26 protein-coding genes are annotated in these 26,463 nt (G+C 74.8%); 17 read left to right on the top strand and 9 right to left on the bottom strand.

All coding sequences use genetic code 11. From position 1 onward, the window contains the following. Positions 1 to 250: 250 nt before the first annotated feature. Complete coding sequence (locus ACGFNF_RS04060) at positions 251 to 3,919, top strand: SpoIIE family protein phosphatase (RefSeq protein ID WP_393165615.1); 3,669 nt, start codon at positions 251 to 253, stop codon at positions 3,917 to 3,919. Positions 3,920 to 3,975: 56 nt separating this feature from the next. Here the strand turns inward: ACGFNF_RS04060 and ACGFNF_RS04055 are convergent, their stop codons facing one another. Continuing rightward, positions 3,976 to 4,293, bottom strand: coding sequence for an STAS domain-containing protein (locus ACGFNF_RS04055; RefSeq protein ID WP_357577412.1), 318 nt, complete (start codon positions 4,291 to 4,293; stop codon positions 3,976 to 3,978). A 95-nt stretch (positions 4,294 to 4,388) separates the two neighbouring features. On the opposite strand from ACGFNF_RS04055, the gene map reads away from it, so the two are divergent. After that, positions 4,389 to 5,246: a type I methionyl aminopeptidase gene (gene map / locus ACGFNF_RS04050; protein ID WP_357577411.1), complete on the top strand. Its 858-nt coding sequence runs from the start codon at positions 4,389 to 4,391 to the stop codon at positions 5,244 to 5,246. Beyond that, positions 5,243 to 5,959: a VIT1/CCC1 transporter family protein gene (locus tag ACGFNF_RS04045; RefSeq protein ID WP_357577410.1), complete on the top strand. Its 717-nt coding sequence runs from the start codon at positions 5,243 to 5,245 to the stop codon at positions 5,957 to 5,959. The genes map and ACGFNF_RS04045 overlap by 4 nt, the downstream gene beginning before the upstream one ends. A 50-nt stretch (positions 5,960 to 6,009) precedes the next feature. Here the strand turns inward: ACGFNF_RS04045 and ACGFNF_RS04040 are convergent, their stop codons facing one another. From ACGFNF_RS04040 to ACGFNF_RS04010, 7 genes are all read right to left on the bottom strand, one after another. Beyond that, the gene (locus ACGFNF_RS04040; RefSeq protein WP_393165612.1) at positions 6,010 to 6,735 is read right to left on the bottom strand and encodes a nucleotidyltransferase domain-containing protein; all 726 of its coding nucleotides are present in this window, start codon (positions 6,733 to 6,735) and stop codon (positions 6,010 to 6,012) included. Between the two features lie 9 nt (positions 6,736 to 6,744). Next, entirely contained in the window at positions 6,745 to 7,245 is a 501-nt protein-coding gene (locus tag ACGFNF_RS04035) for a nitroreductase/quinone reductase family protein (protein ID WP_357577408.1), read from the bottom strand. Positions 7,246 to 7,273: 28 nt separating this feature from the next. Beyond that, complete coding sequence (locus tag ACGFNF_RS04030; RefSeq protein ID WP_393165610.1) at positions 7,274 to 9,976, bottom strand: FtsX-like permease family protein; 2,703 nt, start codon at positions 9,974 to 9,976, stop codon at positions 7,274 to 7,276. Continuing rightward, a complete protein-coding gene (locus ACGFNF_RS04025) occupies positions 9,973 to 10,731 on the bottom strand; it encodes an ABC transporter ATP-binding protein (RefSeq protein ID WP_357577406.1) in 759 nt (252 codons plus the stop codon). The genes ACGFNF_RS04030 and ACGFNF_RS04025 overlap by 4 nt, the downstream gene beginning before the upstream one ends. Further along, positions 10,728 to 11,315 carry a PadR family transcriptional regulator gene (locus ACGFNF_RS04020; RefSeq protein WP_393165608.1) on the bottom strand — a complete coding sequence of 196 codons (588 nt, stop codon included), beginning with the start codon at positions 11,313 to 11,315 and terminating at the stop codon, positions 10,728 to 10,730. Before ACGFNF_RS04020 ends, ACGFNF_RS04025 begins: the two co-directional genes overlap by 4 nt. A 64-nt stretch (positions 11,316 to 11,379) precedes the next feature. Beyond that, the gene (locus ACGFNF_RS04015) at positions 11,380 to 11,826 is read right to left on the bottom strand and encodes a ferritin-like domain-containing protein (protein WP_393165606.1); all 447 of its coding nucleotides are present in this window, start codon (positions 11,824 to 11,826) and stop codon (positions 11,380 to 11,382) included. Then, positions 11,823 to 12,272 (bottom strand): hypothetical protein, encoded by a 450-nt coding sequence (locus tag ACGFNF_RS04010; RefSeq protein WP_357577426.1) that lies wholly within the window; start codon positions 12,270 to 12,272, stop codon positions 11,823 to 11,825. Before ACGFNF_RS04010 ends, ACGFNF_RS04015 begins: the two co-directional genes overlap by 4 nt. Positions 12,273 to 12,501: 229 nt before the next feature. Here ACGFNF_RS04010 and rimP point away from each other — a divergent pair, with 229 nt between their 5' ends. The 9 genes from rimP (at position 12,502) to ACGFNF_RS03965 (ending at position 20,513) form a co-directional block, all read left to right on the top strand. Next, complete coding sequence (gene rimP / locus ACGFNF_RS04005) at positions 12,502 to 13,203, top strand: ribosome maturation factor RimP (protein WP_357577404.1); 702 nt, start codon at positions 12,502 to 12,504, stop codon at positions 13,201 to 13,203. After that, positions 13,200 to 14,243: a transcription termination factor NusA gene (gene nusA / locus ACGFNF_RS04000; RefSeq protein ID WP_357577403.1), complete on the top strand. Its 1,044-nt coding sequence runs from the start codon at positions 13,200 to 13,202 to the stop codon at positions 14,241 to 14,243. Before rimP ends, nusA begins: the two co-directional genes overlap by 4 nt. 16 nt (positions 14,244 to 14,259) lie before the next feature. Further along, positions 14,260 to 14,592 carry a YlxR family protein gene (locus ACGFNF_RS03995; protein ID WP_132232814.1) on the top strand — a complete coding sequence of 111 codons (333 nt, stop codon included), beginning with the start codon at positions 14,260 to 14,262 and terminating at the stop codon, positions 14,590 to 14,592. Positions 14,593 to 14,685: 93 nt separating this feature from the next. After that, positions 14,686 to 17,697: a translation initiation factor IF-2 gene (gene infB / locus ACGFNF_RS03990; protein ID WP_393165603.1), complete on the top strand. Its 3,012-nt coding sequence runs from the start codon at positions 14,686 to 14,688 to the stop codon at positions 17,695 to 17,697. 87 nt (positions 17,698 to 17,784) lie between these two features. Continuing rightward, positions 17,785 to 18,078 (top strand): DUF503 domain-containing protein, encoded by a 294-nt coding sequence (locus ACGFNF_RS03985; protein ID WP_101414636.1) that lies wholly within the window; start codon positions 17,785 to 17,787, stop codon positions 18,076 to 18,078. 157 nt (positions 18,079 to 18,235) lie between these two features. Continuing rightward, entirely contained in the window at positions 18,236 to 18,730 is a 495-nt protein-coding gene (gene rbfA / locus ACGFNF_RS03980) for a 30S ribosome-binding factor RbfA (RefSeq protein ID WP_393165601.1), read from the top strand. A 101-nt stretch (positions 18,731 to 18,831) separates the two neighbouring features. Next, positions 18,832 to 19,809 (top strand): bifunctional oligoribonuclease/PAP phosphatase NrnA, encoded by a 978-nt coding sequence (locus ACGFNF_RS03975; RefSeq protein WP_393165861.1) that lies wholly within the window; start codon positions 18,832 to 18,834, stop codon positions 19,807 to 19,809. A gap of 87 nt (positions 19,810 to 19,896) precedes the next feature. Further along, entirely contained in the window at positions 19,897 to 20,304 is a 408-nt protein-coding gene (locus ACGFNF_RS03970; RefSeq protein ID WP_132232822.1) for a hypothetical protein, read from the top strand. Next, a complete protein-coding gene (locus ACGFNF_RS03965; RefSeq protein ID WP_393165859.1) occupies positions 20,304 to 20,513 on the top strand; it encodes a DUF6186 family protein in 210 nt (69 codons plus the stop codon). Before ACGFNF_RS03970 ends, ACGFNF_RS03965 begins: the two co-directional genes overlap by 1 nt. A 1,319-nt stretch (positions 20,514 to 21,832) precedes the next feature. On the opposite strand, the gene ACGFNF_RS03960 is transcribed toward ACGFNF_RS03965, so the two are convergent. Then, complete coding sequence (locus ACGFNF_RS03960; protein WP_357577400.1) at positions 21,833 to 22,462, bottom strand: TetR/AcrR family transcriptional regulator; 630 nt, start codon at positions 22,460 to 22,462, stop codon at positions 21,833 to 21,835. Between the two features lie 61 nt (positions 22,463 to 22,523). Here ACGFNF_RS03960 and ACGFNF_RS03955 point away from each other — a divergent pair, with 61 nt between their 5' ends. The 5 genes from ACGFNF_RS03955 (at position 22,524) to ACGFNF_RS03935 (ending at position 26,450) form a co-directional block, all read left to right on the top strand. Continuing rightward, positions 22,524 to 22,826: a hypothetical protein gene (locus tag ACGFNF_RS03955; protein ID WP_393165598.1), complete on the top strand. Its 303-nt coding sequence runs from the start codon at positions 22,524 to 22,526 to the stop codon at positions 22,824 to 22,826. Beyond that, positions 22,823 to 23,806, top strand: a complete 984-nt coding sequence (locus ACGFNF_RS03950; protein WP_393165596.1) for an ATP-binding cassette domain-containing protein — start codon at positions 22,823 to 22,825, stop codon at positions 23,804 to 23,806. The genes ACGFNF_RS03955 and ACGFNF_RS03950 overlap by 4 nt, the downstream gene beginning before the upstream one ends. Continuing rightward, a complete protein-coding gene (locus ACGFNF_RS03945; RefSeq protein ID WP_393165594.1) occupies positions 23,803 to 24,630 on the top strand; it encodes an ABC transporter permease in 828 nt (275 codons plus the stop codon). Before ACGFNF_RS03950 ends, ACGFNF_RS03945 begins: the two co-directional genes overlap by 4 nt. A 72-nt stretch (positions 24,631 to 24,702) precedes the next feature. Then, positions 24,703 to 25,266 (top strand): SAM-dependent methyltransferase, encoded by a 564-nt coding sequence (locus ACGFNF_RS03940; RefSeq protein ID WP_393165592.1) that lies wholly within the window; start codon positions 24,703 to 24,705, stop codon positions 25,264 to 25,266. Positions 25,267 to 25,496: 230 nt separating this feature from the next. Next, on the top strand, positions 25,497 to 26,450 hold the full coding sequence (locus ACGFNF_RS03935; protein ID WP_393165590.1) for a DMT family transporter: 954 nt from the start codon (positions 25,497 to 25,499) through the stop codon (positions 26,448 to 26,450). Positions 26,451 to 26,463: the final 13 nt, after the last annotated feature.

Raw genomic sequence — 26,463 nt, 5'->3', positions numbered from 1 at the left:
TCCCACCCGGGGCCGTATCGTCCCGTGCACGGGACTGACATGCGGCGCTGGTCCAGATTCGGGTGACCAGCCGTCCTGTGTGGACCCGGCCCCGCGACGCCGCGGTCGGGGGGTGCCGGCCCGGTGCGGCGGACGTGAACAGCGCACGCCGGGCGGTATGCGTTACGTTGCTCGTCCGTCGGGGTACCAAGCGGGGCACGGCCGGTCGGATCACCGGGCCGAGGCGGTGACGGCCGGAGCGGGAGGAACTATGAGCTCGGCCCAGGGGGGCATGGACGAGGGTTGCCCGTCCGAGGTGGGCCAGGAGGTTGATCTTCCCCCGTTGCTGGCTGCCGCCTTCGCCGGTGGCGGCGAGATGGGCGGGTTGATGGGCAGCCTCGACTGGTCCGCCCACCCGCTCGGCACCCCCGACCGGTGGCCGCCGGCGCTCTGCTCGGCGATCGGCCTGATGCTCGCCTCCAGCGCGCAGATCGTCATGTTCTGGGGCGAGGACGAGCTCGCCTTCTACAACGACGCCTACCGCCCCACGATCGGTGGCAAGCACCCGGACGTGCTGGGCCAGCCGGCCCGCGAGCACTGGGCGGAGACCTGGAGCGTGCTCGGGCCGCTGCTGGAGGGCGTCCGGCGGGACAGCCGGTCGTACCGCGCGCAGGACCACCCCTTCCCGCTCGACCGGCGCGGCTTCCTGGAGGAGACGTACTTCGACGTCTCCTACGACCCGATCCTGGCCGCCGACGGCACCGTCGCCGGCGTCTTCTGCATCGTCAACGAGACCACGGGCCGGGTGGTCGGGGAGCGCCGGCTGCGGCTGCTGGCCGAGCTGGGCACCGACCTGGCCGAGGTGGACAGCCGGCCCGAGCTGGGCAGGGTCGCGGCGGCGGTGCTCAACCGGCACCGGCCGGACGTGCCGTTCTCGCTGGTGTACCTGCCCGACGAGGCCGGGAACCTGGTCCTGACCGGGTGCGGCGGCGTCGGCCCACGGGCGGTCGCCACGCCCCCGCCGGCGCGGCTCGCCGAGGTCACCGTCGCCGGCACCGCCGCCACCGTCGCCGTCACGGACCTGCTCACCGAGGTTCCGGCCGACGCGACCGGTGAGGCGCTGGTGCTGCCGGTCACCGCCGGGAACGAGACAGTGGGCGCGCTGGCCGTCGGCGTCGCCCGCCGACAGCCGCTCACCGACGAGTACCGGGACTTCTTCGACCTGGTCGCCGCGCAGCTCTCCCGGGCCGTCGGGCGGCAGCAGGCGTACGAGCAGGAACGCACCCGCGCCGCCGAGCTGACCGCCCTGGACCGGGCCAAGACCAACTTCTTCGCCAACGTCAGCCACGAGTTCCGCACCCCGCTGACCCTGGTGCTCGGCCCGCTGGAGGACCTGCTGGCCGACCCGGCGCTGCCGGAGGCGTACACCGAACGGCTCACCACCATGCACCGCAACGCGCTGCGGCTGCTCAAGCTGGTCAACACGGTGCTCGACTTCTCCCGGCTGGAGTCCGGGCGGCTGGCCGCCCGCTACCAGCCCACCGACCTCGCCGACTACACCGCCCGCCTGGCCAGCACGTTCCGGTCGGCCACCCAGCGGACCGGGCTGCGCCTGGTCGTGGACTGCCCGCCGCTGCCGGCGCCGGTCTTCGTGGACCGGGACATGTGGGAGAAGGTCGTCCTCAACCTGGTCTCGAACGCGGTGAAGTTCACCTTCGACGGCGAGATCCGGGTGCGGATCCGCGCCGTCGACGGGGCCGCCCGACTGGAGGTCACCGACACCGGCGTCGGCATCGTGCCGGAGGAACTGCCGCAGATCTTCGAGCGCTTCCACCGGGTGCCCGGGGTGCGTTCGCGCAGCCACGAGGGCACCGGGATCGGCCTGGCACTGGTCCGCGAGCTGGTCGAGATGCACGGCGGCGAGGTGGCCGTGCGCAGCCGCGTCGACGAGGGCAGCACGTTCACCGTGACCGTTCCGTTCGGCGCCGGGCACCTGCCGGTCGAGCGGGTCGTCGACGCCGGCCCTCCGGCGCAGGTCGAGCTGGCGCGGGCCGACCTCTACGTCGCGGAGACGGCGCTCTGGACGGGCGTCGCCGGGGCGGCCGACGGTGCCGGCTCGGCCCGGGGGACCGGCGCCGCCGGCCGGATCCTGGTCGCCGACGACAACGCCGACCTGCGTGAGCACGTCACCCGGCTGCTCTCCCCGTCCTGGGAGGTGGTCGCGGTCACCGACGGCGTGGAGGCGCTGCGGCACGCCGTCGACGGCTCGTTCGACCTGGTGCTGACCGACGTGATGATGCCCCGGCTCGACGGGTTCGGGCTGGTGGCCGCGTTGCGCGCGGATCCGCGTACCCGGCACCTGCCGATCGTGCTGCTCTCCGCCCGGGCCGGCTCCGCCGAGGAGGTCGCCGGGCTCGCGGTCGGCGCCGACGACTACCTCACCAAGCCCTTCTCCGGCCAGGAGCTGACCGCCCGGGTACGGGCCAACGTCGAGCTGGGCCAGCTCCGCGGCCAGATCATCCGTGGGCTGAGGGCCCTGGCCGACGCGGCGGTCGCGGTCAACACCGCCCGCTCCACGGCCGACGTGCTCCAGGTCGCCGCGCGGCACGCCCTGAGCCTCGCCGAGGCCGCCCGGGTGGTGGTCTCCGCCACCGGGATGCGCTTCGAGGCCGACGGCGGCGGGCTGGCCTCGATCGAGCCGTCCTTCGTGCTGCCGCTGACCGGCACCACCGGCGAGCGGCTCGGCGAGCTGCGGGTCTGGCGTCCGGACGGCGACGGGACCCACACCGACGAGGCCGCGCTCACCCAGCTCGCCCGGCTGGTCGGCGTGCGGCTGGAGAACGCCCAGCTCTACGAAGCCGAGCACCGCATCGCCACCACGCTCCAGCACAGCCTGTTGCCCCGGTCGCTGCCGCAGCTGCCGGGCGCCCTGGTGGCCAGCCGCTACCTGCCGGGCAGCGCCGACGCGGAGGTCGGCGGGGACTGGTACGACGTCGTCGCGCTCGGCGACGACGAGCTGGTGCTGGCGATCGGCGACGTGGTCGGCAAGGGCGTGCGGGCGGCCGCCGCGATGGGCCAGCTCCGCAACGCGCTGCGGGCGTACGTCCTGGAGGGCTTCGGTCCCGGCGATTCGCTGACCCGGCTCAACCGGCTCGTCGGCACCAACGAGGGCCGCTCCTTCGCGACGGTGTTCTGCCTGTGGTTCAGCCCCCGTACCAGCCGGATGCGGTACGCCAGCGCCGGTCACCCGTCCCCGCTGCTGATCCGGGGAGACGACGTGGCGTTCCTGCACGACCGGGCGCTCGGGCCGCCGGTCGGGGCGATCCCCGACACGGCCTACCGGACGGTCGAGGGGGAGCTGGCCGCCGGGAGCCGGCTGCTGCTCTACACCGACGGGCTGATCGAGGACCGGCAGCTCGGCATCGACGCCGCGCTGGCCACCCTGCGGCAGGACGCGGCCACCCCCGGCGAGCACGTGACCGACCTGATCGACGCCGTGGTGGAGCGGGTCGCCGGGCGGCCGTTGCGCGACGACGTCGCGGTGCTCGCCCTGGAGGCCGCGGAACTCAACCGGTTCGCGCTGCGGCTGCCGGCCGATCCCACCCGGCTCAGCGTGCTGCGCAAGCGGCTGGAGGACTTCCTCGTCGCGCACAAGGTCAGCGAGACGGACCTGTTCGACCTGACCGTCGCCGTCTCCGAGGCGGCCGCCAACGCCATCGAGCACCCGGTCGACCCGGTCGAGCCGACGATCGGCGTCGAGGTGACCATCTCCGACCGGACGGTGGTCGCCACGGTGCGCGACAGCGGCCGGTGGCGGGAGTCGACCGGATCGGGCTTCCGGGGGCGGGGGCTGTCCCTCATCGAGGCGCTGGGGGAGCTGTCGGTGCACCGTACCGCCGAGGGGACCGAGGTGACGCTGCGCCGGCGGCTGGCGGACTGAGCGCGGCCGGCGGTGCTCCGGCGCGCGACCGGCCGTGCGGCGCGGGGCGTGGGGGTTCAGGCCGGGCGGAGCCAGGCCTGGTCGGCCAGGCCGGAGATGTCCAGCACCCGGTGGACCTGCCGCGACGGCAGCACGGTGAGCGCGCCGGGGAGGTGCTGGGCCAGCCGGACCACGGCGTGGATGGCCGCCGAGTCGAAGAAGGTGACCGCCCGCAGGTCGAGCGTCACCCGCTCGGCCGGCTCCCGCAGCGCGGTCTGGAACATGACGTCGGCGGTGGCCATGTCGACCTCGCCGGTGACCAGGACGCGGAGGTGGTCACCGTCGATCTCCGCGCTGGCGGAGAAGACGGGAGACGTGCCGCCCCCTTGATCCACGGAGCCACAATCGCACAGCGGACCGGGCACGGCAACAACCGCTCCGGGCGGGCGGTGGCGGGGGTCACCACCGGGCGCGGCGATAAACTCGCGTCATGACCGTCCGTGCGCCGCTGACCCCCGGCACGCTCACCCCGTTGCGGCCCGTGCCCGCCCACATCGTCCGCCCGGAGTACGTGGGCAAGAAGCGTCCCCTCCAGTGGCGCGGCTCGCACGTGCAGACCCCGGAGACCATCGAGAAGATGCGGGTCGCCGGTCGGCTCGCGGCGCAGGCCACCCAGCTCGCCGGCGAACACTGCAAGCCGGGCGTGAGCACCGACGAGATCGACCGGGTCGTGCACGAGTTCCTCTGCGACCACGGCGCCTACCCGTCGACGCTGGGCTACCGGGGCTTCCCGAAGTCCTGCTGCACCAGCCTCAACGAGGTGATCTGCCACGGCATCCCCGACTCCACCGTGCTCGCCGACGGCGACATCATCAACGTCGACGTGACCGCGTACCTCGACGGGGTGCACGGCGACACGGACGCCACCTTCTGCGTGGGCGAGGTCGACGAGGAGGCCCGGCTGCTGGTCGAGCGCACCCACGAGGCGATGATGCGCGGCATCCGCGCCGTCGCCCCGGGCCGCCAGATCAACGTGATCGGCCGGGTCATCGAGTCGTACGCGAAGCGCTTCGGCTACGGCGTGGTGCGCGACTTCACCGGCCACGGCATCGGCGAGGCGTTCCACAGCGGGCTCTACGTGCCGCACTACGACAGCCCCCGCCCCACGGACGTGATGGAGCCGGGGATGACCTTCACCATCGAGCCGATGATCACCCTCGGCACCCACGAGTACGACATGTGGGACGACGGCTGGACCGTGGTGACGAAGGACCGCAGGTGGACGGCCCAGTTCGAGCACACCATCGTGGTGACCGAGGACGGCCACGAGATCCTCACGCTGCCGTGACGGAGACCCCGGCGGCGCTACGTGAGGCGCACCACGCGGACGTCTCCGGCGGTTGGCTGCGCCCCGCCGTCTTCGGGGCGATGGACGGGTTGGTCACCAACATCGCCCTGATCGCCGGGGTGGCGGGCGGCGGGGTGTCGCCGCGCAGCGTCGTGCTCACCGGCGTGGCCGGCCTGGTGGCCGGCGCCATCTCGATGGGGCTGGGGGAGTACACCAGCGTCCGATCGGCGAACGAGCAGGTCGCGGCCGAGGTCGCCAAGGAGCGTCGCGAGCTGGAGCGGCACCCTGAGGCGGAGGCGCGCGAGCTGGCCGAGGCGTGGGTCGCCCGGGGACTGCCGCCCGACCTGGCCATGGAGGTCGCCCAGGCCGTCCGGCGCAACCCGGAGGAGGCGCTGCGGGTGCACGTCCGGGAGGAGCTCGGCGTCGACCCGGACGAGCAGCCCAGCCCCTGGGCCGCCGCGATCTCGTCGTTCCTGTTCTTCTCGGTCGGGGCGCTGGTGCCGCTGCTGACGTACCTGTTCGGCGCGACGAGCCTGGGGCTGGCGCTCGCGGTCGGCGGGCTCGGGCTCTTCGTGGCCGGGGCGGTGGTCGCCCGGTTCACCGCCCGGCCCTGGTGGTCCGGCGGTCTGCGTCAGCTCCTGCTCGGCGCGGCGGCGGCCGGCGCCACGTATCTCGTCGGCACCCTCATCGGCGTGCAGGGCGGGCTCGGCTGACCGTCCCGCGCCGGCTCTCCCGCCACCGACGGGCGCCGTCGGGCGCGGTGTCAGCCGTCGAGAAGGTCGTCGACCGTGCCGTCGACGGGGCGGCCCCGGGCTGCCAGCTCGTCCGCCTGGCGGGTCAGGACGACGCCCACCTCGGTCATGTCCGCGCCCGCCAGTCCCGTTCGACGCACCGCGTCGCCCGGGTCGCGGAAGTAGGTGCGGCTGAGCAGGCCGGCGACCGTGGCCGCCGCCAGCCGCGCCTCGCCGAGCATCAGCAGCGCCTGGTCGGTCTCGTACCACTCGGCCAGCCGGGCGGCCCGGGCGTGCGCCGCGCCGCCCCGGTACCAGGCCCGGCGGGCCGCCGTGCTGAACTCGGCCGGCCGGGCCCGGGCCAGCCGGCCCAGGTGCTCGTCGCGCAGCGTGCGCAGCCAGCCGGTGGGGTCGTGCAGCGCCCGGGTGCTGACGTAGCGGTCGGCGGTCAACGGCCAGAGCGGGGAGATCACCCGGGCCTGGCACAGGTAGTCGTCGGCGCCGGCCACGGTCAGGTCGACAAGCACGCCGTCGACCCGCCGGGTCGCCGGGGACGGCCCGCCGCCGGGCCGGTACGTCACCACCAGCAGCCCGACCTCGCCGTCCCCACCGCCGTCGTCGTCGCCGTGGGCGAGCGGGCCGTGCACCGCGACCGCCAGCACGTCGGCCGGGAACCGTCGACGCACGGCGTCGGCGACCCGTTCGGCCACCGCCCACCGTGGATCGTCGGGGTGGGGTTCGCCGTCGGCGCCGGTCACCGCACCAGCCTATTCGCGGGCGGTCGACCCGCCCGGCACGCCGCGCCCGGTGGGCACCAGCCGGAAGACCATGATCTCCCGGCCGCCGGCCCGCTGGGCGTACGCGCGGTAGGCGGGCCACTCGGTGACCAGCAGCGTCCAGAGGCGGTCCCGTTCGGCGCCGGTGGCCACCTCGGCGCGCACCGGGACGCGGCGGCCCTTGACGGCCACCTCGGCGGCCGGATCGGCGCGCAGGTTCATCGCCCAGCCGGGCTGGTGGGTCTGGCCGAAGTTGGAGCCGACCACCACGTACGCGTCGCCGTCGGGCACGTAGAGCAGCGGATTGCTGCGCGGCTTGCCGGAGCGGCGGCCGGTGGTCGTGATGACCAGCGACGGGATGAGCCCGAGCGCGACCACCCGCCCCCGGGTGAGCCGCCCCACCATCCGGTCGGCGGGGACGAGCAGGCGGACGGCGGCGCCGAACCAGCGGTGGTGACCGACACGGCGGGTCAGGGCTCCCAGTACGGGCACGGCGACCAGTGTGCCCCTTCGCGGCCCGTCAGTCGAGACGTCGCTCGACCGGCAGCCGGGACCGGGTGAAGAAGCCCGCGCCGAGCATCGCGACCAGCGGCACCACCACCAGGACGCCGAGCGTGGTCCAGGGGACCACCACCGGGTACGGCTCCGTGACCGGCCACAGCGCGGCGTACCGGCGGTTGAGGGCGGTCAGGATGATCGACGCGGAGCCGAGCCCGGCGACGATGCCGAGCGCGGAGCCCAGTACGGCGATCACCCCGGACTGGCAGAGCGAGAGCAGCCGGCGCAGTCCCGGGCCGGCGCCGACCGCCGCGAGGGTGGACAGGTCGGCCCGCCCCTCGGCCGCCGCCAGCCCGGTGGCGATGGCGGCGGCGCCCAGGGTGATCACCCCGGCGGCGGCGGCCAGCAGGAGCAGCAGCGGCCGCCCCGCGTCGCCCTGCGTGCCCCGGTCGATCTCGACCTGCGCGTGCAGCGGGCGTACGGCGGCGACGAACCGGTCCTGCCGGTCCTCGTCGGGCACGCCGTCGGCGGCGATCGCCCAACCGAGCGGGTGGACGTTCAGGCCGAGCCGCCCGGCGGCCGCCGGGGAGAGCAGCAGCCGCTCCGCCCCCAGCGCGGTGGGCAGCGGGTACCCGGCGACGGTGGTGACGGCCCGGGGGTCGGGCCGGGCCTGCCCGGCGCGGGTCACCCGCACGTCGACCCGCCCGTCGCGCACGTAGCGCGGATCGGTCACGACCGCGCCGCCGGCCCGCAGCACGGCGGTGGCGGCGGCCACGTCGGCGGGGGCGGCTCCGGTGAGCGCCGGCAGGGCCGTGCCGTCGTCCACCAGGACGTGGAAGTACCGGCCGAGGTGGTCCTCGGGTTCCGCGCAGCGGGCGTCGGCGCGGGCGCGGCGCTGCTGCTCCGGGGTGAGCCTGTCGCCCGGCGTCCACGGGCAGACGCGCTCGGCGGGCAGCACCGGCGAGACCACGCACAGGTCGGTGGCCGTCCCGCACCGGGGCTCCGCCAGCGGCGCCACCGTCCGGACCCCCAGGTGGGCGCGCGCGGCCTCGCTGACCCCGGGCAGGTCGGGCAGGGTCTCCCCGTCCGACCCGGTGACCAGCACCGTGGTGGCCGGCAGGGCCGGCAGGTACATCGTGGCCGACCGGGCGTCGTCGCTGGCCAGGTACACCCCGATGGCGACGCTGCCGGCGACCGCGGCCATCACGGCGGAGATCGCGGGCGCGGTCGACGACCGGTTGCGGCTGGCGTCGCGCAGCGCGATCCGGGGCGCCAGCGGCAGCGACCGCCCGAGGCGGGCGAGCAGGCCGACAAGCGTCGGGGTGGCGAAGACCAGGCCCAGCTCGCCGAGGACGAGGCCGGCCAGGATGACCGCCGGCGCCGTCCGGGCCGCCCCGAACGCGGCCACCGCGGCCCCGGCGGCGGCCAGGACCGCCCCGACGGTCAACCAACGTCGCCGGTGCGCCGGCGGGGTGCGCCGGCCGGCCAGCCCCGCCACCACGTCCTGCCGGGCGGCCGTCCAGGCCGGGGCCAGCGCGGCCAGCACCCCGGCCAGCACCGCGACGGCGGCGATCGCCGCGAGCGCCTCCGGCCAGCAGCGGTACGCGCCGAAGCGCGCGCCGAAGAGGTGCTGCTCCACCAGGGAGCGGCCGGCGAACGCGGCGGCGACGCCCAGCGCGACCCCGAGGGCGGCGCCGACGGCACCCAGCACCACGCCGTCGGCCAGCACGATGCGGCGCAGGTGGGCGTCGTCCCCGCCCGCCACGGCGACCAGCGCGAGGTCCCGGCGCCGTCGCCGTACGCCGACCGCGAAGGCCGGTCCGACGAGCAGCACCACCTCCAGCAGCCCCAGCCCGCCGACGAGCACCGAGACGCTCATCCCCTCCACGTCCATGGCGGAGCGGCCGTACGGCGCGAACGTGACGGTGTCCGACGCCGGTGCGGGGACCCGGGCGTGCACCACGACGCCGTGGGCGTTGAGTCGGCGGAACAGCTCCTCGTCGGGGTCGCCGGGCAGGTCGACCAGCCAGCTCGTGCCCGGCTCGGCCTCCATCCGTCCCTCCGACGGGTGCAGCGTCACCACCGGGCCCAGGTCGTCGGGGTACTCGGCCACCCCGACCACCCGCCAGGAGCGGGCGCCGTCGCCGGAGGTGACGGTGCCGCCGAGGCGGGCGTCGAGGCGGCGCAGGGCCGCCGGGCTGACCACGATCTCGTCCGGCCCGGCCGGCGCCCGCCCCGAGTGGAACCGGACCAGCCCCCGCCCGAGCGGGTCGGTGAGGTCCACGGCGCGGCCCGTGAGCGTGTCGTCGACCCGCTCGCCGACCAGGGCGTCGAACGACACCCAGCGGCGCAGCGGGACCACCCGGCTCCCGGCCGGCAACAGGGCGGCCACCTGCCCGGCGGTGACGGGCCCGGCCGAGGGGCCGTCGTCCGGGTCGGTACGCCAGGTCTCGGCCCAGGTGCTCTGCGCGAGGGGGGTCCGCGTCACCCAGCTCAGCTCCGCGTCGGCCGTGCCGAGCTGGCGGTCGGCCCGCTCCACCGGGGTCAGCTCGGACATCCGCCAGCTCACCGCGGTGAAGCTCAGCACCAGCACCGGCAGCGCGATCATCGCGAGCACCAGCGCCGTACGCCCCCGGGCCCGCCGGGCCTCCCGCCGGGCGATCCGCAGCGCGGCCCACCAGGAACCGGCGGCCCGGGCGAGCCGGCCGCCCCGGCCCGGGCTCACCGACCGCTGCCGCTCAGCAGCTGCTCCACGCTGCCCAGCGGGGCCGTCGTGTCGACAAGCACCCCGTCGCGCAGGAAGACCACCCGGTCGGCCCAGGCGGCGTGGCGCGCCTCGTGGGTGACCAGCACGGCGGCGGCCCCGGCGTCGACGCGCCGGCGCAGCAGGTGCAGCACCGCCTCGCCGGTCTGCGAGTCCAGCGCGCCGGTCGGCTCGTCGGCGAGCACCAGCCGGCGCTCCCCGACGAGCGCGCGGGCGATGGCCACCCGCTGCTGCTGCCCGCCGGAGAGCTGGTCGGGGAACCGGTCGCCCAGCTCGGGCAGGCCCACCTCGGCCAGCGCGTCCAGCGCGAGGCGGCGGGCCCGGCGTACGCCCGTGCCGTCGAGTTCGAGGGGGAGGGCGACGTTCTCCACGGCGCTGAGGCTGCCGAGCAGGTTGAGGTCCTGGAAGACGTAGCCGATGCGGCGGCGCCGCACCTGGGCCAGCCGCCGCCGGTCGAGGGCGCCGAGCGGCTCGCCCTCCACGTACACCTCGCCCGCGGTCGGGCCGTCCAGCCCGCCGGCCAGGGCGAGCAGGGTCGACTTCCCCGAGCCGGAGGGTCCCATCACGGCGACGAGTTCCCCCGCGCGCACGGCGAGGCTCACCCCACGCAGCGCGTGCACGGCCGCCGCGCCGGCGCCGTGGGTGCGATGCACGTCACGCACGTCCAGCACCGGCGTGGTCGGGCTCCCGTCCGCCGGCCGGTTCCCCGTGCTCACCGTCGCGCCTCCTCGTCCGCCCGGTCCACCGCCTCGGCAGGCGTCGTCGGGACGCGGCCGGGCTCCGCCGGACGGTAGCGCACGAGGCTGGTCTCGCAGTGGTCCAGCCAGCGCACCTCGGCCTCGGCCTGGAAGACCATGGCGTCCAGCACCAGCCGCCACGGCAGGTCCTCGGGGCGGTCGCTGGCGTACTTCAACCGGGTCAACTCCTGCAACGTCCGCATGGTCGCGCTGCGCTGGGTCTGCACCACCGACCGGACGTCCACCCCGGGGGTGGTCAGCGCGAGGGCGAGCTTGATCGCCAACTCGTCCCGGGGCCGGTCGGTGCGGCTGATCGGAGTGGCGAACCACAGGGCCAGGTCCGTCCGCCCGGCGTCGGTGATCGCGTACGGGCGCTGCCCCGTCTCGCTCTCGGGCAGCGACCGGACCAGCCCGTCCCGCTCCAGCCGGGACAGGGTGGTGTAGACCTGCCCGATGTTCAGCGGCCAGGTCGAGCCGGTCGACTCCTCGAACGCGGCGCGCAGCTGGTAGCCGTACATCTGGCCGCGTTCGAGGAGGGCGAGCAGCCCGTGACGGATGGACATGGCAACGGAGTATGCATACCTGGTATGCGACCCGCAACCGGAGTGGGCGTCGAGGGCCGTCCGGTCAGGCGGGTCGGCCCGGGAACGGCACCGTCAGCGGGGTGATCCCGGCCGTCCGTCGCCAGCGGGTGGCCCGTACGGCGTACTCGACCAGGGCGGCCAGGGCCCTGTCCCGGTCGGCGCCGCTGGTGACCGGCACCACCGCCCGCCAGAACGCGGCCGTGCGCTCCTCCACCTCGGCGGCCAGCCGCAGCGCGCTCGCCCGGTCGGCGACCGGGAACGGCAGCGTGTAGCCGGCCCGGTCCGGCGGGACGTTCCCGCCACCGGCGCTCAACTGCACGATCAGGTCGTCGCGGCGGCGCCGGTGCGCGGCCTCCGCCTCCTTCGCGGCGGTCCGGGCGGCGCCGGTGAGGCGTACCCCGATGGGCCCGTAGGCCCAGATCGCGGCGTACTCGGCGGAGAGCGCCGCACCCAGCGCCCCGGCCGGCCCCGGCGGTGTCGGCGCGGTCACCTCAGCGCCTCCACGTGCGTGGCCCGGGCGGCGGCGATCGAGGCGAGCAGCGCGGCCCGCTCCGCCGGCGCCGTCGCGCAGGCCCGGGTCGCCGCCTCCCGGGCGGCGCGTTCGTCCTCGCGCAGCGCGGCCCGCGCCGCCGCCGGATCGCCCGGCGCGGCGGGCGTGGCCGCGGCGGAGGCCGAGGGCAGCGGTACGCCGATGAGCCGGGCCAGTTCGGTCGCGTGCGCGCGGTGCGCCTCGGCGATCGGCGTGAGCAGGCCGGCGAGCGTGGGGTGCGCGGCGGCGGCGTCCCGGTGCCCGGCGGCGAGCCGGAGCGACTCGTCGAGCAGCGGCGTGAGCGGATCCGGCCCGGGGGCGGGGTCGTCGTCGCGGCTCAGGAGGCCGCAGCCGGTCAGCGGCGCCGCCGCTCCGCCGAGCGCCAGGAGCATCCCGGCGCGCAGCACCTTTCGCCGGGAATGCCCGGTTGCCTCGCCGCGTCGTGTCGTTCTGCCCGTCGCCACCGGACAAGTCAACACCATCACCGGCCGTACGTGGGCGACCGGCGTCGGTGCGCCGCCCGGCCCGACGCGCGGCAGGCGCGTTACGCTCTGCGCAGCCGCCGGCGCGTCAGCTCCGGTGGCGTGCCGGCATGGCGGCCGACCGGGTGCCGTCGATCAGCAGGAGGGTGCGGAGATGACGCAGCGTGGCCGTGCCACGAGGTCGACGGGTCCGGCGGGGAGACCCCGACGCGCCGACGCCCCACGGGGCGGGGAGCGTGCCGGCGGCCCGCGCGGCGACCTCGCCGCCCGGCGGGCCCGGCTGCGCGAGGTGATCGAGCCGGTGATCATCGGCGCCGGTTACGACCTGGAGGAGCTCTCCGTCTCCCGGGCCGGCCGGCGGCACGTGGTGCGGGTGATCGTGGACGCCGACGGCGGGATCAACCTGGATGCCGTCGCCGAGGTCTCCCGGGCCGTCTCCGCGGCCCTCGACGCGGCCGAGGAGGCCTCCGGTGACCTCGTCGCCGGGGAGTACCAGCTGGAGGTCAGCTCCCCCGGCGTGGACCGGCCGCTCACCCTGCCCCGGCACTGGCGGCGCAACGTCGGCCGGCTGGTGAAGGTGACCGCCCGCGGCGCGGGCGCCCCGTCCGGCCAGGGGGCCGGGCAGCCCACCGGCGACCGGCAGGTCACCGGCCGGGTGGTCGAGGCCGACGACGAGCGCGTGGTGCTGGAGACCGACGCCGGCCGCGCCGCGTGGACGTACGCAGAGCTCGGCCCCGGCCGGGTACAGGTCGAGTTCCACCGCCTCGACGAGATCGAGGAGACGGACGAACCCGACGACATGGACGACACCGACGACTTCGACGACGAAGATGATGTGGAGGACGAGGAGAGGTGAACATCGACCTCGCGGCGCTGCGCGCACTCGAGCGCGAGCGGGAGATCCCGTTCGACACGATCCTCGCGGCGATCGAGACCGCGCTGCTGACCGCCTACCGGCACACCGAGGGGGCGGAGTCGCACGCCCGGGTGGAGATCGACCGCAAGTCCGGCGCGGCCCTGGTCTACGCGCAGGAGCTGGACGACGACGGCACCGTCGTACGGGAGTGGGACGACACCCCGCACGACTTCGGGCGGATCGCCGCCATGACGGCCAAGCAGGTGATCCTCCAGCGACTGCGGGAGGCCACCGACGAGGTGCACTTCGGCGAGTACGTGGGCCGCGACGGTGACCTGGTCACCGGCGTGGTGCAGGCGCACGAGGCGCGCAGCGAGAAGGGCATCGTCAGCGTCGACCTCGGCAAGCTGGAGGGCGTCCTGCCGCAGTCCGAGCAGGTGCCCGGCGAGCGCTACGCGCACGGCGAGCGGATCCGCTGCGTGGTGGTGCACGTGGCCAAGGGGATGCGCGGGCCGCAGATCACCCTCTCCCGGTCGCACCCGGCGCTGGTCAAGAAGCTCTTCGCGCTCGAGGTGCCGGAGATCGCCGACGGCACGGTCGAGATCGGCGCGATCGCACGTGAGGCGGGTCACCGTACGAAGATCGCGGTCCGCTCCACGACCCAGGGGGTCAACCCCAAGGGCGCCTGCATCGGTCCGATGGGGCAGCGGGTACGGGCCGTCATGAGCGAGCTGCACGGCGAGAAGATCGACATCATCGACTGGTCGGACGACCCGGCGACGTTCGTCGGCAACGCCCTGTCGCCGGCCAAGGCCCTGCGGGTCGAGGTGGTCGACCTGGCCACCCGCACCGCCCGGGTCACCGTCCCGGACTTCCAGCTCTCCCTCGCCATCGGCCGGGAGGGGCAGAACGCCCGACTTGCTGCCCGGTTGACCGGTTGGCGGATCGACATCCGGTCCGACGCCGAGCAGTCCGGTGCCGCCGGCCGGGGCGGAGCTGATCACGTCCCGGAGCCGGGCGGCGCGATCTCGGGCTCCTAGGGGTAGACTTTCTCCAGTGGTACGACGCGCGCTGCCGGAACGCACCTGTGTGGGTTGCCGACGACGTGCGCCGGCCAGCGAATTGCTGCGGATCGTCGCGGTTGGCGACGAGGCTGGTCACAGCCTCCGGCCCGACCCGGCCCGCAGGCTGCCGGGTCGGGGAGCGAACATGCACCCGGATCCGGCCTGCTTCGCGCAAGCGGTGCGGCGACGCGCTTTCGGGCGTGCGCTGCGCCTCACCGGGGTCCCTGACCACGGTGAGCTTGCGGAGCACGTCGATGCGCCAACCACTACGTCCGGTCAGCCCGACCGGGCGAGGGTCGCTAGCAGGGTAGGACGACCGACATGAGCACACGATGAAGTCCCTGAAATGACCAGGCTTCAAGTGCACGAGTGAGGTCGCTGCGGGTGCTGCCCGCACGACCTCGGAGTGAGGAGTGCAGTGGCAGGTAAGGCCCGCGTACACGAGCTTGCAAAAGAGCTCGGGGTCGAAAGCAAGACCGTTCTCGCCAAGCTCAAGGAGATGGGCGAGTTCGTGAAGTCCGCGTCCAGCACCGTCGAGGCGCCCGTCGCCCGACGGCTGCGTAGCGCATTCGTCGCCGGCGCCGGTTCTCCGGCACCGGCCGCCCCACCGGCGGCCGCCCCGGCGCCGACCCCGACCCCGACGACGCCCTCCCCGGCCCCCGGTGGGCCCCGGGTCTCGGCCAAGCCGATGCCGCCCCGGCGGCCGGCCGCGCCGGCACCCGGTCCGAAGCCCAAGGGCCCGGTGCCCGGTCCGCCGCAGCCCGCGGCCCCGGTCGCCAAGCCGGCGAGTGCCCACGACATCGAGGTGGCGGCCGCCGAAGCGCGTGCCGCCGCGCTGAAGGCCGAGCAGGAGGCGGCGGTCAAGGCCGCCCAGGCCGCTCGGCAGCAGCAGCGTGAGAACGTCCGCCGGGAGCCCCCGGCGGACGGTGGCAACCGTCCCGGTCCCCGACCGGGTCCGGGTGCCATGCCGCCCCGCCCGGGTTCCCCGGCCGCCGGTCGTCCCGGCACGCCGGCACCGGGCCCGGGTGGTCGTCCGGGCGGGCGTCCGCCGGCGCGCGGCGCCGGTAACAACCCGTTCGGCATCCAGGGCAGCCAGCAGCAGCAGCGGCCTCCGGCCGCCGGTCCGGGTGGCCCCCGGCCCAGCCCGGCCGGCATGCCGCCGCGTCCGAGCCCGGCCTCCATGCCGCCCCGTCCGAGCCCGGCCTCCATGCCGAGCCAGCGTCCCGCTACCGGTCGCCCCGGCCCCGGTGGCGCCGGTCGCGGTCCCGGTGGCGGCGCGGGTCGTCCCGGTGGCGGCGGCGGTGGCGGTGGCTTCCGCGGCGGTCCCGGTGGCGGCGGCGGTGGCGGTGGCTTCCGCGGCGGTCCCGGTGGCGGCGGCGGTGGCGGTGGCTACCGTGGCGGTCCCGGTGGCGGCGGCGGTGCGCCGGGCGGCGGTTTCCGTCCGGGTGCTCCGGCCGGCGGCGGCGGTCGTCCGGGTGGTGGCGGTCGTGGCCGTGGCGGCGGCGCCGCGGGTGCCTTCGGGCGTCCGGGTGGCCGGCCGACGCGCGGTCGCAAGTCCAAGAAGCAGCGCAGACAGGAGTTCGACAACCTGTCGGCCCCGACCATGAGCTCGGGTGCCCCCCGGGGTCAGGGTCAGGTCGTCCGGCTCTCCCGTGGCGCCTCGCTGTCGGACTTCGCCGACAAGATCAACGCCAACCCGGGTTCGCTGGTCCAGGAGATGTTCAACCTGGGCGAGATGGTCACGGCGACCCAGTCGTGCTCCGACGACACCCTGCTCCTGCTGGGTGAGCACCTCGGCTTCAACGTGCAGATCGTCAGCCCGGAGGACGAGGACCGCGAGCTGCTCGCGCAGTTCAACATCGACCTCGACGCCGAGGTCGCGGAGGACCGCCTGGTCGACCGCGCGCCGGTCGTGACCGTCATGGGTCACGTCGACCACGGTAAGACCAAGCTGCTCGACGCGATCCGCAAGGCGAACGTCGTGGCCGGCGAGGCGGGTGGCATCACCCAGCACATCGGTGCCTACCAGGTCCACGTGCCGCACGAGGGCGAGGACCGCGCGGTGACCTTCATCGACACCCCGGGTCACGAGGCGTTCACCGCCATGCGTGCCCGTGGTGCCCAGGTCACCGACATCGTGGTGCTCGTCGTCGCGGCCGACGACGGTGTCATGCCGCAGACGATCGAGGCGTTGAACCACGCCAAGGCGGCCGACGTGCCGATCGTGGTGGCGGTCAACAAGGTCGACAAGCCGGAGGCGAACCCGGACAAGGTCCGCCAGCAGCTGACCGAGTACGGCCTGGTCGCCGAGGAGTACGGCGGCGACACCATGTTCGTCAACGTGGCGGCGAAGCCGGGCATCGGCATCGACGAGCTGCTCGAGGCGGTCCTGCTGACCGCCGACGCGTCGCTGGAGCTGACCGCTCCGATCGACGGGCCGGCGCAGGGTGTGGCCATCGAGGCGCACCTGGACAAGGGCCGCGGTGCGGTGGCGACGGTGCTGGTGCAGAAGGGCACCCTGCGGGCGGGCGACTCCATCGTCGCCGGTGGGGCGCACGGCCGGGTCCGGGCGATGCTCGACGAGAACGGCAACCAGGTCGCCGAGGCGGGTCCGGCCCGTCCGGTCCTGGTGCTCGGTCTGACCGCGGTGCCCGGTGCCGGCGACACGTTCCTGGCGGCCGAGGACGACCGCACGGTGCGCCAGATCGCCGAGCAGCGGCAGGCACGGCGGCGGGCGGCGTCGTTCGCCAACTCCCGCGGCCGGGCCACCCTCGAGACGCTCATGGAGCAGCTCAAGGAGGGCGAGAAGACCTCGCTCAACCTGGTGCTCAAGGGCGACGTCTCCGGTTCCGTGGAGGCCCTCGAGGACGCGCTGTTCAACCTCGACATCCCGGAGGAGGTCCAGCTCAGGATCATCCACCGGGGCGTGGGCGCGATCACCGAGAGCGACGTCATGCTCGCGAGCGCGTCGTCCGAGCCGGTCACGATCATCGGTTTCAACGTGCGGGCCGCCAACAAGGTCCGCGAGATCGCCGACCGCGAGGCTGTGGAGATCCGGTACTACACCGTGATCTACCAGGCCATCGAGGAGATCGAGGCCGCGCTCAAGGGCCTGCTCAAGCCGGAGTACGAGGAGGTCGAGCTGGGCACCGCGGAGATCCGCGACGTCTTCCGCTCGTCCAAGATCGGCAACATCTCCGGTTGCATCGTCCGGTCGGGCATCATCCGGCGCAACGCCAAGGCGCGCCTGCTGCGGGACGGGTCGGTGGTGGCGGACAACCTCACCGTCAGCTCGCTCAAGCGGTTCAAGGACGACGCCACGGAGGTGCGCGAGGGCTTCGAGTGTGGTCTGACCCTGGGTGGTTACAACAACGTCCAGGTCGGCGACGTCATCGAGACCTTCGAGATGCGGGAGAAGGTTCGCGCCTGATCCGCTGAACCACTGATCGAGGGGTTTGCGCCGAAAGGCGTAAACCCCTTGATCATGTGGGGGGTCGTGCGGGTATCGTCCGGGGCGATGTTCACCGGAACCGCGGTCTTCGACCTGCTGCTGCCGGGCGACTCCAGGTCGCTCAAGGCCAAGAGATCATACGTGCGGCCGATCGTGGCGGCGCTGCGCCGTTTCGAGGTGTCGGCCGCCGAAGTGGGAGCGCTCGACCTGCACGGTCGGGCCGAGATCGCCGTGGCCGTGGTGGCCGCTGAGGCGTCGCACGTCCGCGAGGTGCTGGACTCCTGCGAGCGCCTGGTGGCCGGCCGGCCGGAGACCGAGTTGCTCTCGGTGCGCCGGCGGCTGTACGGCGAAGAGGACTGACCCGGCGGCGCCCGTCCGCCGGGTGGCCGGGAGGGTGCCGGCGGCGCGCGGTGCGGGTGGCCGCGCGGGTAGTGTTCGAGTTGTTGGGCCGTCGGCTCCGGGGCGCTCCGCGTCGCCGGACGGCGGCCGGGAGCGGTACGCCGTGGAGGTGGCGAAGATGTCGGATCCGGCCAAGGTACGCCGGCACGCGGAGCGGGTGCGTGAACTGGTGGCGTCGGTGGTGCGCAGCCAGATCAAGGATCCCCGGCTCGGCATGATCACCATCACCGACGCCCGGATCACCGCCGACCTGCGCGACGCGACCGTCTTCTACACGGTGCTCGGCGACGCGGCGGCCCAGGCGGGCACGGCGGCGGCGCTGGAGAGCGCCAAGGGCATGCTGCGCAGCACCGTCGGCAAGGCGCTCGGGCTGCGGCACTCGCCGACGCTGACCTTCGTCCTGGACGACGTGCAGGATCAGGTCAAGCACATCGACGACCTGCTCGCCCAGGCCCGCAACGCCGACGCCGAGGTGCAGCGCATCGCCGCCCGGGCCGAGTACGCGGGCGAGCCCCAGCCGTACCGGCTGGACGAGGACGAGGACGCCGACGAGGCGCGCGACGCCGACGAGGACGCCGACGAGACCCCGCCCCGGGGCGGGGACCCGCGGTGACCGAGCCCTCCGGCGGCACGACCGGTGGCGCCCTCGCCGAGGCGCCGCCACCGGTCGACTCCGGCCCGACCGAGGCGGACTGGGCCGCCGCCGTCGCGGCCGTGCGGGGCCTGCCGCCGGACGGGCGGGTGCTGTTGATCTGCCACGTCAACCCGGACGGGGACGCGCTGGGCAGCATGCTCGGCTTCGGGCTCGGGCTGCGTCGGCTGGGTGTGCGGCGGATGCAGGCGACCTTCCCCGGCCCGCCGGAGGTGCCGGAGCCGTTCCGGGGGCTGCCCGGGCTCGACCTGCTGGTGCCGGCGACCGAGGCGTACCCGGACCCGGACCTGGTGATCTGCTTCGACGCGGCCAGCGAGTCGCGCCTCGGCGACCTGGTCGACCGGCTGGAGACCGCCGGCGCGGCGCTGGTGCTCGACCATCACGCGTCGAACACCCGTTTCGGCCGGATCAACCTGGTGGACCCGCACGCGGCGGCCACCTCGGTGGTCGCCGAGGGCCTGCTCGCCCGGCTCGGCGTCCCGCTGGACGCCGGGATCGCGGAGTGTCTCTACGTCGCGCTGAGCACCGACACCGGCTCGTTCCGGTTCGAGGCGACCACCCCGGCGGTGCACCAGTTGGCGGCCCGCCTGCTGGCGACCGGCATCCGGCCCGGTGACATCTCCCGCCGGATCTTCGACACCCGGCCGTTCGGCGCCGTCCGCCTCTTCGGCGAGGTGCTCGGCCGGGCCCGTCTGGAACCCGCCGGGGCCGCCGGGCACGGTCTGGTGTGGACGTACGCGACCCAGGACGACCTGGCCCGGCACGACCAGCGCCCGTACGTGCTGGAGGCGCTGATCGACTCGGTCCGGTGCACCGCCGAGGCCGATGTGAGCTGCGTGGTCAAGCAGACGCCGACCGGCGACTGGGCGGTGTCGATGCGCAGCAAGGGCGCGGTCGACGTCAGCCGGGTGGCGGTCGCGCTGGGCGGCGGTGGGCACCGCTTCGCCGCCGGCTTCACCGGTTCGGGGACCGTCGACGAGGTCGTCGACCGGATCCGCGCGGAGCTCGACGGCGCGCTGACCGGCCCCGGCCGGCGCTGATCGGAAGGGCCCGGCACTCCGAAGATCAGGGAGAGCTCGGGGAGTGTCCGTCTTCCCGGTTGCGGCGAGTACGGGGAGAATCGCGGGATGGAACAGCCCCACGACCTCACCGTCGAGGCGCCACGCGCCTGGGACCGTCCCGCCGTCACCGTGCCGGTGCTCGTCTGCCTCTCGCTGGTCGGCGGCCGGTTCCCGTCCTTCTCGACCGAGGCCAACCTCTGGACCCTCGGCACCGGCGGGGTGTTGATCTGGCTGGGCCTGAGCAACCGGGTGCCCCGGCGGCCCGCGCCACGCCGGCTGGGCACCCCGGCGGCCTGGTGGGCCCTGCCGGTGGTGGTCTTCGGGGTCTTCGAGGGGACCACGTTCGTGCTTGCGGCGGGGGACGACTTTCCCACCTTCTCGCGGCTGGCCGATCCGCTGCTGGAGGACCAGCTGGTCCGCTCGGCGGTCTGGCTGGGCTGGCTGTCGGCGTTCTGGGGGCTGGTGCGGCGATGATGCGGATGCTGGCCATCGGGGGCTTCGTGTCCTCCCTGGTGCTCTTCGCCGCCGTCGAGTGGGCGGCCCGCCGCGAGGGCTCGCGGATCCCCACGATCGGCGAGGTCTGCGCCTACGTGATGCGCTACGAGGTGGGCCCGGTGCCGGTCGGCCGGATCGGCCTGTTCGGCTTCTGGTGGTGGCTGGGCTGGCACTTCCTGGCCCGTTGACCGCGCGCACCGCATCCCGTCGGGGACCATGCCGCGCGCCGGCTCCGGACGAACGTGAGTCCAAATCGCGGGAACACCGGGCAGCATGTGGAACTGAACGATAGCTTGGGAATCGGCCGGCGTCGTGTGGCGGCGCTGGCCGTGGGCGGTGTCGCCGCACCCGGTGGCGCCTCCCTCCAGGGTCGGACCGACCCGGGCTCTCGCTGCCCACAGCCGCTCCGGTGACCCCGGACCGCTGCCGGGCGCGCAGCACGACCGCCCGTGAGGGCTGCCGCCGGTCGGCGGCCCACGCCCTGGAAGGGGACCACCATGCCGAGCAAGCCCAAGCCGCAGACCACCGACGAGGCCCGCGAGCAGATGCGCCGCGCGCTGCAGACCTCCATGGACACCCGTCAGTGACCGAAGCCGACCGGCGGTGACGCCGCCGGCGTACCGCGCCGACAGCGTCACCGCCCATCCGGCTCCGGGCGCGGCCGTCCGCCGCCCCCGCCCGTGCGCGGCTCTCCGCCCGGACCACCGGTAGGTCGGACAACTTCGCCGGTGGGCCCGCCGGCCGGTCGGCCCCGGGGGTCGCGCACTCAGCCGGGACGGTTCCCGCGTGCGCCGGGTCCCCGTCGTCGGCAACGCGGGCCCGGTAGGAGCACCCTGTCCCGTGAGGTCGCCTGCCGGCTCGGCCTTCCACTGATCCACCTGGGCCGGCAGTGCTGGCAGCCCGGCCGGGTAACCCCGGGCGACGCCCGCTGGCGGACCACGGTCGCCGATCCACCTGGATCGGCAGTACCGGCAGCCCGGCTGGGTAACCCCGGACGACGCCCGCTGGCGGGCCACGGTCGCCGACCCGCCGATCGGCCGGCCTGGGTGCTGGACTGCAACCAAGGGGCACGCCCGGCCTCCACCTGCCCCGTGTCGCCCCCTCGTCTTCCGCGACCTGGCCGGCTGTTCTGCCTCGGATGGCGGCTGCGCCGCCGCTGGGCGCACCGCGCCACGCCCGTCCCGACCTCCCGCCTGGGCTGCCCGGAGACGATCGACGCCGAGTTCCTCCGGTACGTGCGGCGCTGTCCAGGCCGGTCCCGTCCGTGGCTGCTCACCGCGATCGCCACACACTCGCCACACACTCGCCGGCGCTCCCGGCGGCCCGGCGCTCCCGGCTCCGCACCCGCGCCGAGGCGCGCCGCTGGCTCGACTCCCTGTCAGGCCTGAGCGTCCGCGTCTCCGGCGTGGTCGTCCAGTCTCCCGGCCCGCTCCGGCCCGAGCGTCTGCGTCTCCCGGCCCGAGCGTTCGCGTCTTCCGGCCTGAGGGTCCGGGTCTCCCGGCCGGCGTCAGTCGCAGAGCTGTGCGCGCAGCGTGTCGTGGGCCCACTGCTGCCAGCGTTCCGGCGTCCATCCCCGGTCGCGGACGAAGAGGAGATACAGCTCGGGACTCAGCAGCCCGAAGAGCACGTCGGCGGCGTCCTCGACGGAAAGCTGCGCCCGGGCGCCGGGTTTGGCCAGGAGGCTGCGCGCCGCGGCGGTCTGGACCTCGAGGCGCGGATCGCTGTCCTGCTGCCACAGGCCGGCCAGGCTCGGGTCCTGCCCGCCGGCGGCACGCAGGACGTCCATGATCGGCGCGACCCGCTGGAGCACCTCGCACGTGCCGCGCACGTGCGCCCGTAGCTGCGCCTCCGCGGTGTCGGCCGCGACGGCGTCGAGGAACCAGGCTCGCTGCAACGTGGGAACCGGCTCGTCGTCGCCGGCGATGGTGACGTCGACCAGCTCCTTGAGCAGCGAGGGCTTGTTGCCGAAGGCGAAGTAGATGGTCTGCACGGAGACGCCGGCGCGCTCGGCGACGCCCTGCAGGGTCGTCGCCCCGTAACCCTGGTCGACGAACAGTTCGTACGCCGCCTGGAGGATTCGTCGCCGGGTCTGCCGCGACCGCTCGCCCTTCTTGCCGGCGCTCTTGACCAGTTGCATGGCCTTACTGTAACACTAGAGTCACACTCTAAAAACAAACTCTAGAGGAAGGCTCAACAACATGACTCTCATCCGGACGACCAGGTTCACGGCCGAGCAGGCCGATGCCGACACCGTGCTGGAGCGGCGCGCGAAGCTCCTCGAGGCGATCCGGGCGGCGTACGACGGCCCGACCGAGACCCGACTGGTCCGCGTCGACGAGCGGACCTGGGTGGACATGTGGCGGTGGGACTCGCCCGAGACCCTGCGGGCGGCGCTCGCGGGCGCCCCGGGCCTGCCGGAGGCCGCTGCGGCGTTCGCCGTCGCCCGCGACGTCACCGCCGAGCAGGGCGACCTGGTCGACGAGGACGTCTGGGCCCGATGACGCCCTCCAGCCACCTGGCCGTCGAAGCCTCGGGCCTGGTGAAGACCTTCGGCGCGACGCGGGCCGTCGACGGCATCGACCTGAGCATCCCCGCCGGCTCGGTGTACGGGTTCCTCGGGCCCAACGGTGCCGGCAAGACGACCACCATCCGCATGCTGGCCACGCTGCTGCGCCCCGACGCGGGCACCGCATCGGTGTTCGGCCACGACGTGGTCCGCGACGCCGTCGCGGTACGCGACCGGATCGGCCTGACCGGCCAGTACGCCTCGCTCGACGAGGGCCTCACCGCCCGCGAGAACCTCGTCCTGCTCGGCCGGCTGCACGGCCACCGCCCGGGGGACGCCGCGAGCCGGGCCGAGGAACTGCTGGCCGCGTTCGCCCTGGCCGGGGCGGCCGACCGGCTGGTCAGGACGTACTCCGGCGGCATGCGGCGCCGGCTGGACATCGCCGCCGGCCTCGTCGTGACGCCCGACCTGCTGTTCCTGGACGAACCCACCACCGGGCTCGACCCGCGCAGCCGCAGCGACGTGTGGGGGGTCGTCCGGGCGCTCGTCGCCGAGGGCACCACGGTCCTGCTGACCACCCAGTACCTCGACGAGGCGGACCAGTTGGCCGACCGCATCGCCGTCATCGACCACGGCGCCGTCGTCGCCGAGGGCGCCAGCAGCGAACTCAAGGCGTCGGTCGGCGGCGGGACGCTGCATGTCCGGCTGGCCGACCCGGACGACCGGGCCACCGCCGACCGGCTGCTGACCGAGGCGCTCGGCGGGCCCGTGACGCCGGCCCCCGATCTCGCGGCCCTGACCGTCCAGGTGCCGACGGACACCGGTGCGGCGCTACGCGCGCTGACGGAGCTGGCACGGGCCCGGATCGCGGTCACCGAGTTCGGCCTCGGGCAGCCGAGCCTGGACGAGGTGTTCCTGGCGCTGACGGGCCACCCGAGCACCGTGGACGCCACCGCGAGGGGGAAGACCGGATGACCGCGCTCGACGCCGTCGCCGCCACTCGGCCGTCGCCCGGGGCGCTCGCCAGGCGTCCACGTCCTGCCCGGGCGGGCACGCTGAGCGCCTGCCTGACGTTCGGCCGACGGGCCCTGCTGAGGATCAGGCGTACCCCTGTCCAGCTCTTCGACGTCGCCGTCCATCCGGTGGTGTTCACCGTGATGTTCACGTACCTCTTCGGCGGCGCGGTCGGCGGCTCGACCGGCAGGTACGTCGGCTACCTGGTCCCGGGGATCCTCGTCATGACGCTCCTGGTGACCACCGCCACCACCGGCGCCGCCCTGAGCGTCGACGTCGCCAGCGGCGTCTACGACCGGTTCCGTACGCTCTCGATCCGGCCCGTCGCCCCGCTCGTCGGGGCCCTCCTCGGCGACATGGTGCGCTACCTGCTCGCCTCGGCGGTGGTCGTGGGGCTCGGCCTCGCGCTCGGCCTCCGCCCGGGAGGTGGCGTGGTCGGTGTGGCCGCCGCCGTGCTGCTCGTCGTGGCCTTCAGCGTGAGCCTGTCCTGGGTGTGGACGGCGCTGGCGCTGCTCATGCGCTCGCCGGGTGCCGTGCTCGGGGTGACCCAGGCCGTGCTGTATCCGCTCTCCTTCTTCAGCAACGTCTTCATCACCCCGGCGACCCTGCCCGGGCCGCTGCGCGCCTTCGTCGACGTCAACCCGGTCACCCACCTGGTCACCGCCGCCCGGGAACTCATGGCGGGGGCCCTGCCCGGCCGGCAGATCGGCTGGATCCTCGTCGCCTGCGTCGCCCTGACGGCGGTCTTCGCGCCGCTGTCGGTACGCCTGCTCCGCACCAGATGATCCGGCGCGGGCGAGGGGTCGTGCTTCCCACGACACCCCTCGCCCGCGCCACCTGTGAACGAAGGGAATCCGATGACCGACCCGAGGAAGACCGACGAGTGCCTCGCGACCGGGGCGACGATCACCGTGACCCCGATCGGTCGGGTTCACAACGGGCGGGTGGACCCGGGCGAGTCGGACCACTGGGGCGACGTGGTGAGCACCATCGTGGTCGAGCCGCGCTTCGGGGAGGCATGTCTCACCGGGCTCGCCGACTTCTCCCACGTGGAGGTGGTCTTCTTCTTCGACCGCCTCGCCGAGCGGCAGGACTACCGGCCGCCGTCGCGGCCCCGGGGCCGGGCCGACCTGCCCGAGGTCGGGGTGTTCGCCGACCGCGGGCCGCGACGGCCCAACCGGATCGGCTGCACCGTCTGCGAAGTCGTCTCGGCACGCGGCCGAAAGCTGCGGGTACGCGGGCTGGACGCGGTCGACGGCACCCCGGTCCTCGACGTCAAGCCGGTGATGCGGCAGTTCCTCCCGGAAGGTGTCCGGCAACCGGAGTGGGTCGACCGCCTGATGGCGGAGTACTTCGACGGCCAGCCCGAGCCGCCGACGGGCACCGAAATCCCGGGGCACGCCGGGACGGTGCTGCGCTAGGGTGCGGGCATGAGGCCGTTCCAGGGCGTTCTGCCCCCGCCGCGCTCCTGACCGGAGCGCCCCACCACCGGTCGCGTCCCCGCGTGCGGCGACTGCGGCCGGTCCTCCGCACGGCGGCCCGCCTGACCGGGGCCGCAGAACCCAGGTGGTAACGCCCGCCTCTTCGTCGTGCGTGCGCTCCGACAGACGTCGTCCCCTGTCAGCGTCTCGATCCGCACTGGAGCGCACCTGTGTCCCGAACGTCCCTGTCTGGCCCCTCCACGTCCCCGTCCATTCCGCACCCGCGCCGCGGCCCGGCCGGCGGCGTACGCCGAGGGCTGCTGTACGTCACCGGCGCCGCCGTGCTCTGGGGCACCACCGGCGTCGCCGTGCAGCTCGTCCGCGAGTCCACCACGCTCACCCCGACGGCCATCGGGTTCCACCGTCTCGCCATCGGCGCGCTGGTGCTGGTCGCCCTGCTCGCGCGCCGCCTCGGGCCGGTGCTCGCGGCGCTGCGGTCGGAACCGGTCGCCCTCGTCGGCGTCGGGATCGGGCTCGGGGGCTACCAGGCGTTGTACTTCCTCGCCGTCGCGTCGGGCGGCGTCGGGGTGGCCACCGTGGTCAGCCTGGGGCTCGCCCCGGTCCTCATCTTCGGCTGGGAGTCGCTGCGCGCGCGGCGGCTGCCCGGGCGGACGATGCTGGGTGCCCTGGTGGCGGGCGTCATCGGCCTCGTGCTGATCACGGTGTCGGTCGGGGAGCCGGGCACGACCGCGCCGCGCCCGCTGCTCGGGCTGCTCGCGGCGTTCGGCTCGGGGGTGGGCTACGCCGCCAGCACGGTGCTGAGCCGGCACGCCGCACAGCGCGTCGCGCCGATGACACTCACCACCGTGTCGGCGGCGGTCGGCGCGTTGGCGCTGGCCCCGATCGCGCTGGCCGAGGGGATCGGCGTCCCGGCCCGGCTCGCGCCGATCGGCCTGCTGCTCCACCTCGGGGTGGTCACCACGGCGGTGGCGTACGCCCTGTTCTACGCCGGGTTGCGCAGCATCACCGGCAGCGCCGCCGCGCTGGCCACCCTGGCGGAGCCGCTCACCGCCGTGCTGCTCGCGGGCTGGATCGTGGGTGAGTCGCTGCCCGTGCCGGTGCTCGTCGGGGGAGTGCTCCTGCTCGGTGCGGTGACCGTCGTCCACCTCTCTCCTGGTAAGTAACCATGCCGCTTGC

Origin of the sequence: Micromonospora sp. NPDC048868, assembly GCF_043198195.1 — a bacterium.
GTDB classification, from domain to species: domain Bacteria; phylum Actinomycetota; class Actinomycetes; order Mycobacteriales; family Micromonosporaceae; genus Micromonospora; species Micromonospora reichwaldensis.
This window is presented reverse-complemented; position numbering and strand designations above follow the sequence as displayed.

Coding starts and splice junctions, on each gene's coding strand:
- ACGFNF_RS03945 (WP_393165594.1), top strand. CDS start 23,803: ATGACCGCGCTCGACGCCGTCGCCGCCACTCGGCCGTCGCCCGGGGCG.
- ACGFNF_RS03960 (WP_357577400.1), bottom strand. CDS start 22,462: ATGCAACTGGTCAAGAGCGCCGGCAAGAAGGGCGAGCGGTCGCGGCAG.
- rimP (WP_357577404.1), top strand. CDS start 12,502: ATGACGCAGCGTGGCCGTGCCACGAGGTCGACGGGTCCGGCGGGGAGA.
- ACGFNF_RS04020 (WP_393165608.1), bottom strand. CDS start 11,315: ATGTCCATCCGTCACGGGCTGCTCGCCCTCCTCGAACGCGGCCAGATG.
- map (WP_357577411.1), top strand. CDS start 4,389: ATGACCGTCCGTGCGCCGCTGACCCCCGGCACGCTCACCCCGTTGCGG.
- ACGFNF_RS03965 (WP_393165859.1), top strand. CDS start 20,304: ATGCGGATGCTGGCCATCGGGGGCTTCGTGTCCTCCCTGGTGCTCTTC.
- ACGFNF_RS03985 (WP_101414636.1), top strand. CDS start 17,785: ATGTTCACCGGAACCGCGGTCTTCGACCTGCTGCTGCCGGGCGACTCC.
- ACGFNF_RS03940 (WP_393165592.1), top strand. CDS start 24,703: ATGACCGACCCGAGGAAGACCGACGAGTGCCTCGCGACCGGGGCGACG.
- ACGFNF_RS03955 (WP_393165598.1), top strand. CDS start 22,524: ATGACTCTCATCCGGACGACCAGGTTCACGGCCGAGCAGGCCGATGCC.
- ACGFNF_RS04060 (WP_393165615.1), top strand. CDS start 251: ATGAGCTCGGCCCAGGGGGGCATGGACGAGGGTTGCCCGTCCGAGGTG.
- rbfA (WP_393165601.1), top strand. CDS start 18,236: ATGTCGGATCCGGCCAAGGTACGCCGGCACGCGGAGCGGGTGCGTGAA.
- ACGFNF_RS03970 (WP_132232822.1), top strand. CDS start 19,897: ATGGAACAGCCCCACGACCTCACCGTCGAGGCGCCACGCGCCTGGGAC.
- ACGFNF_RS03950 (WP_393165596.1), top strand. CDS start 22,823: ATGACGCCCTCCAGCCACCTGGCCGTCGAAGCCTCGGGCCTGGTGAAG.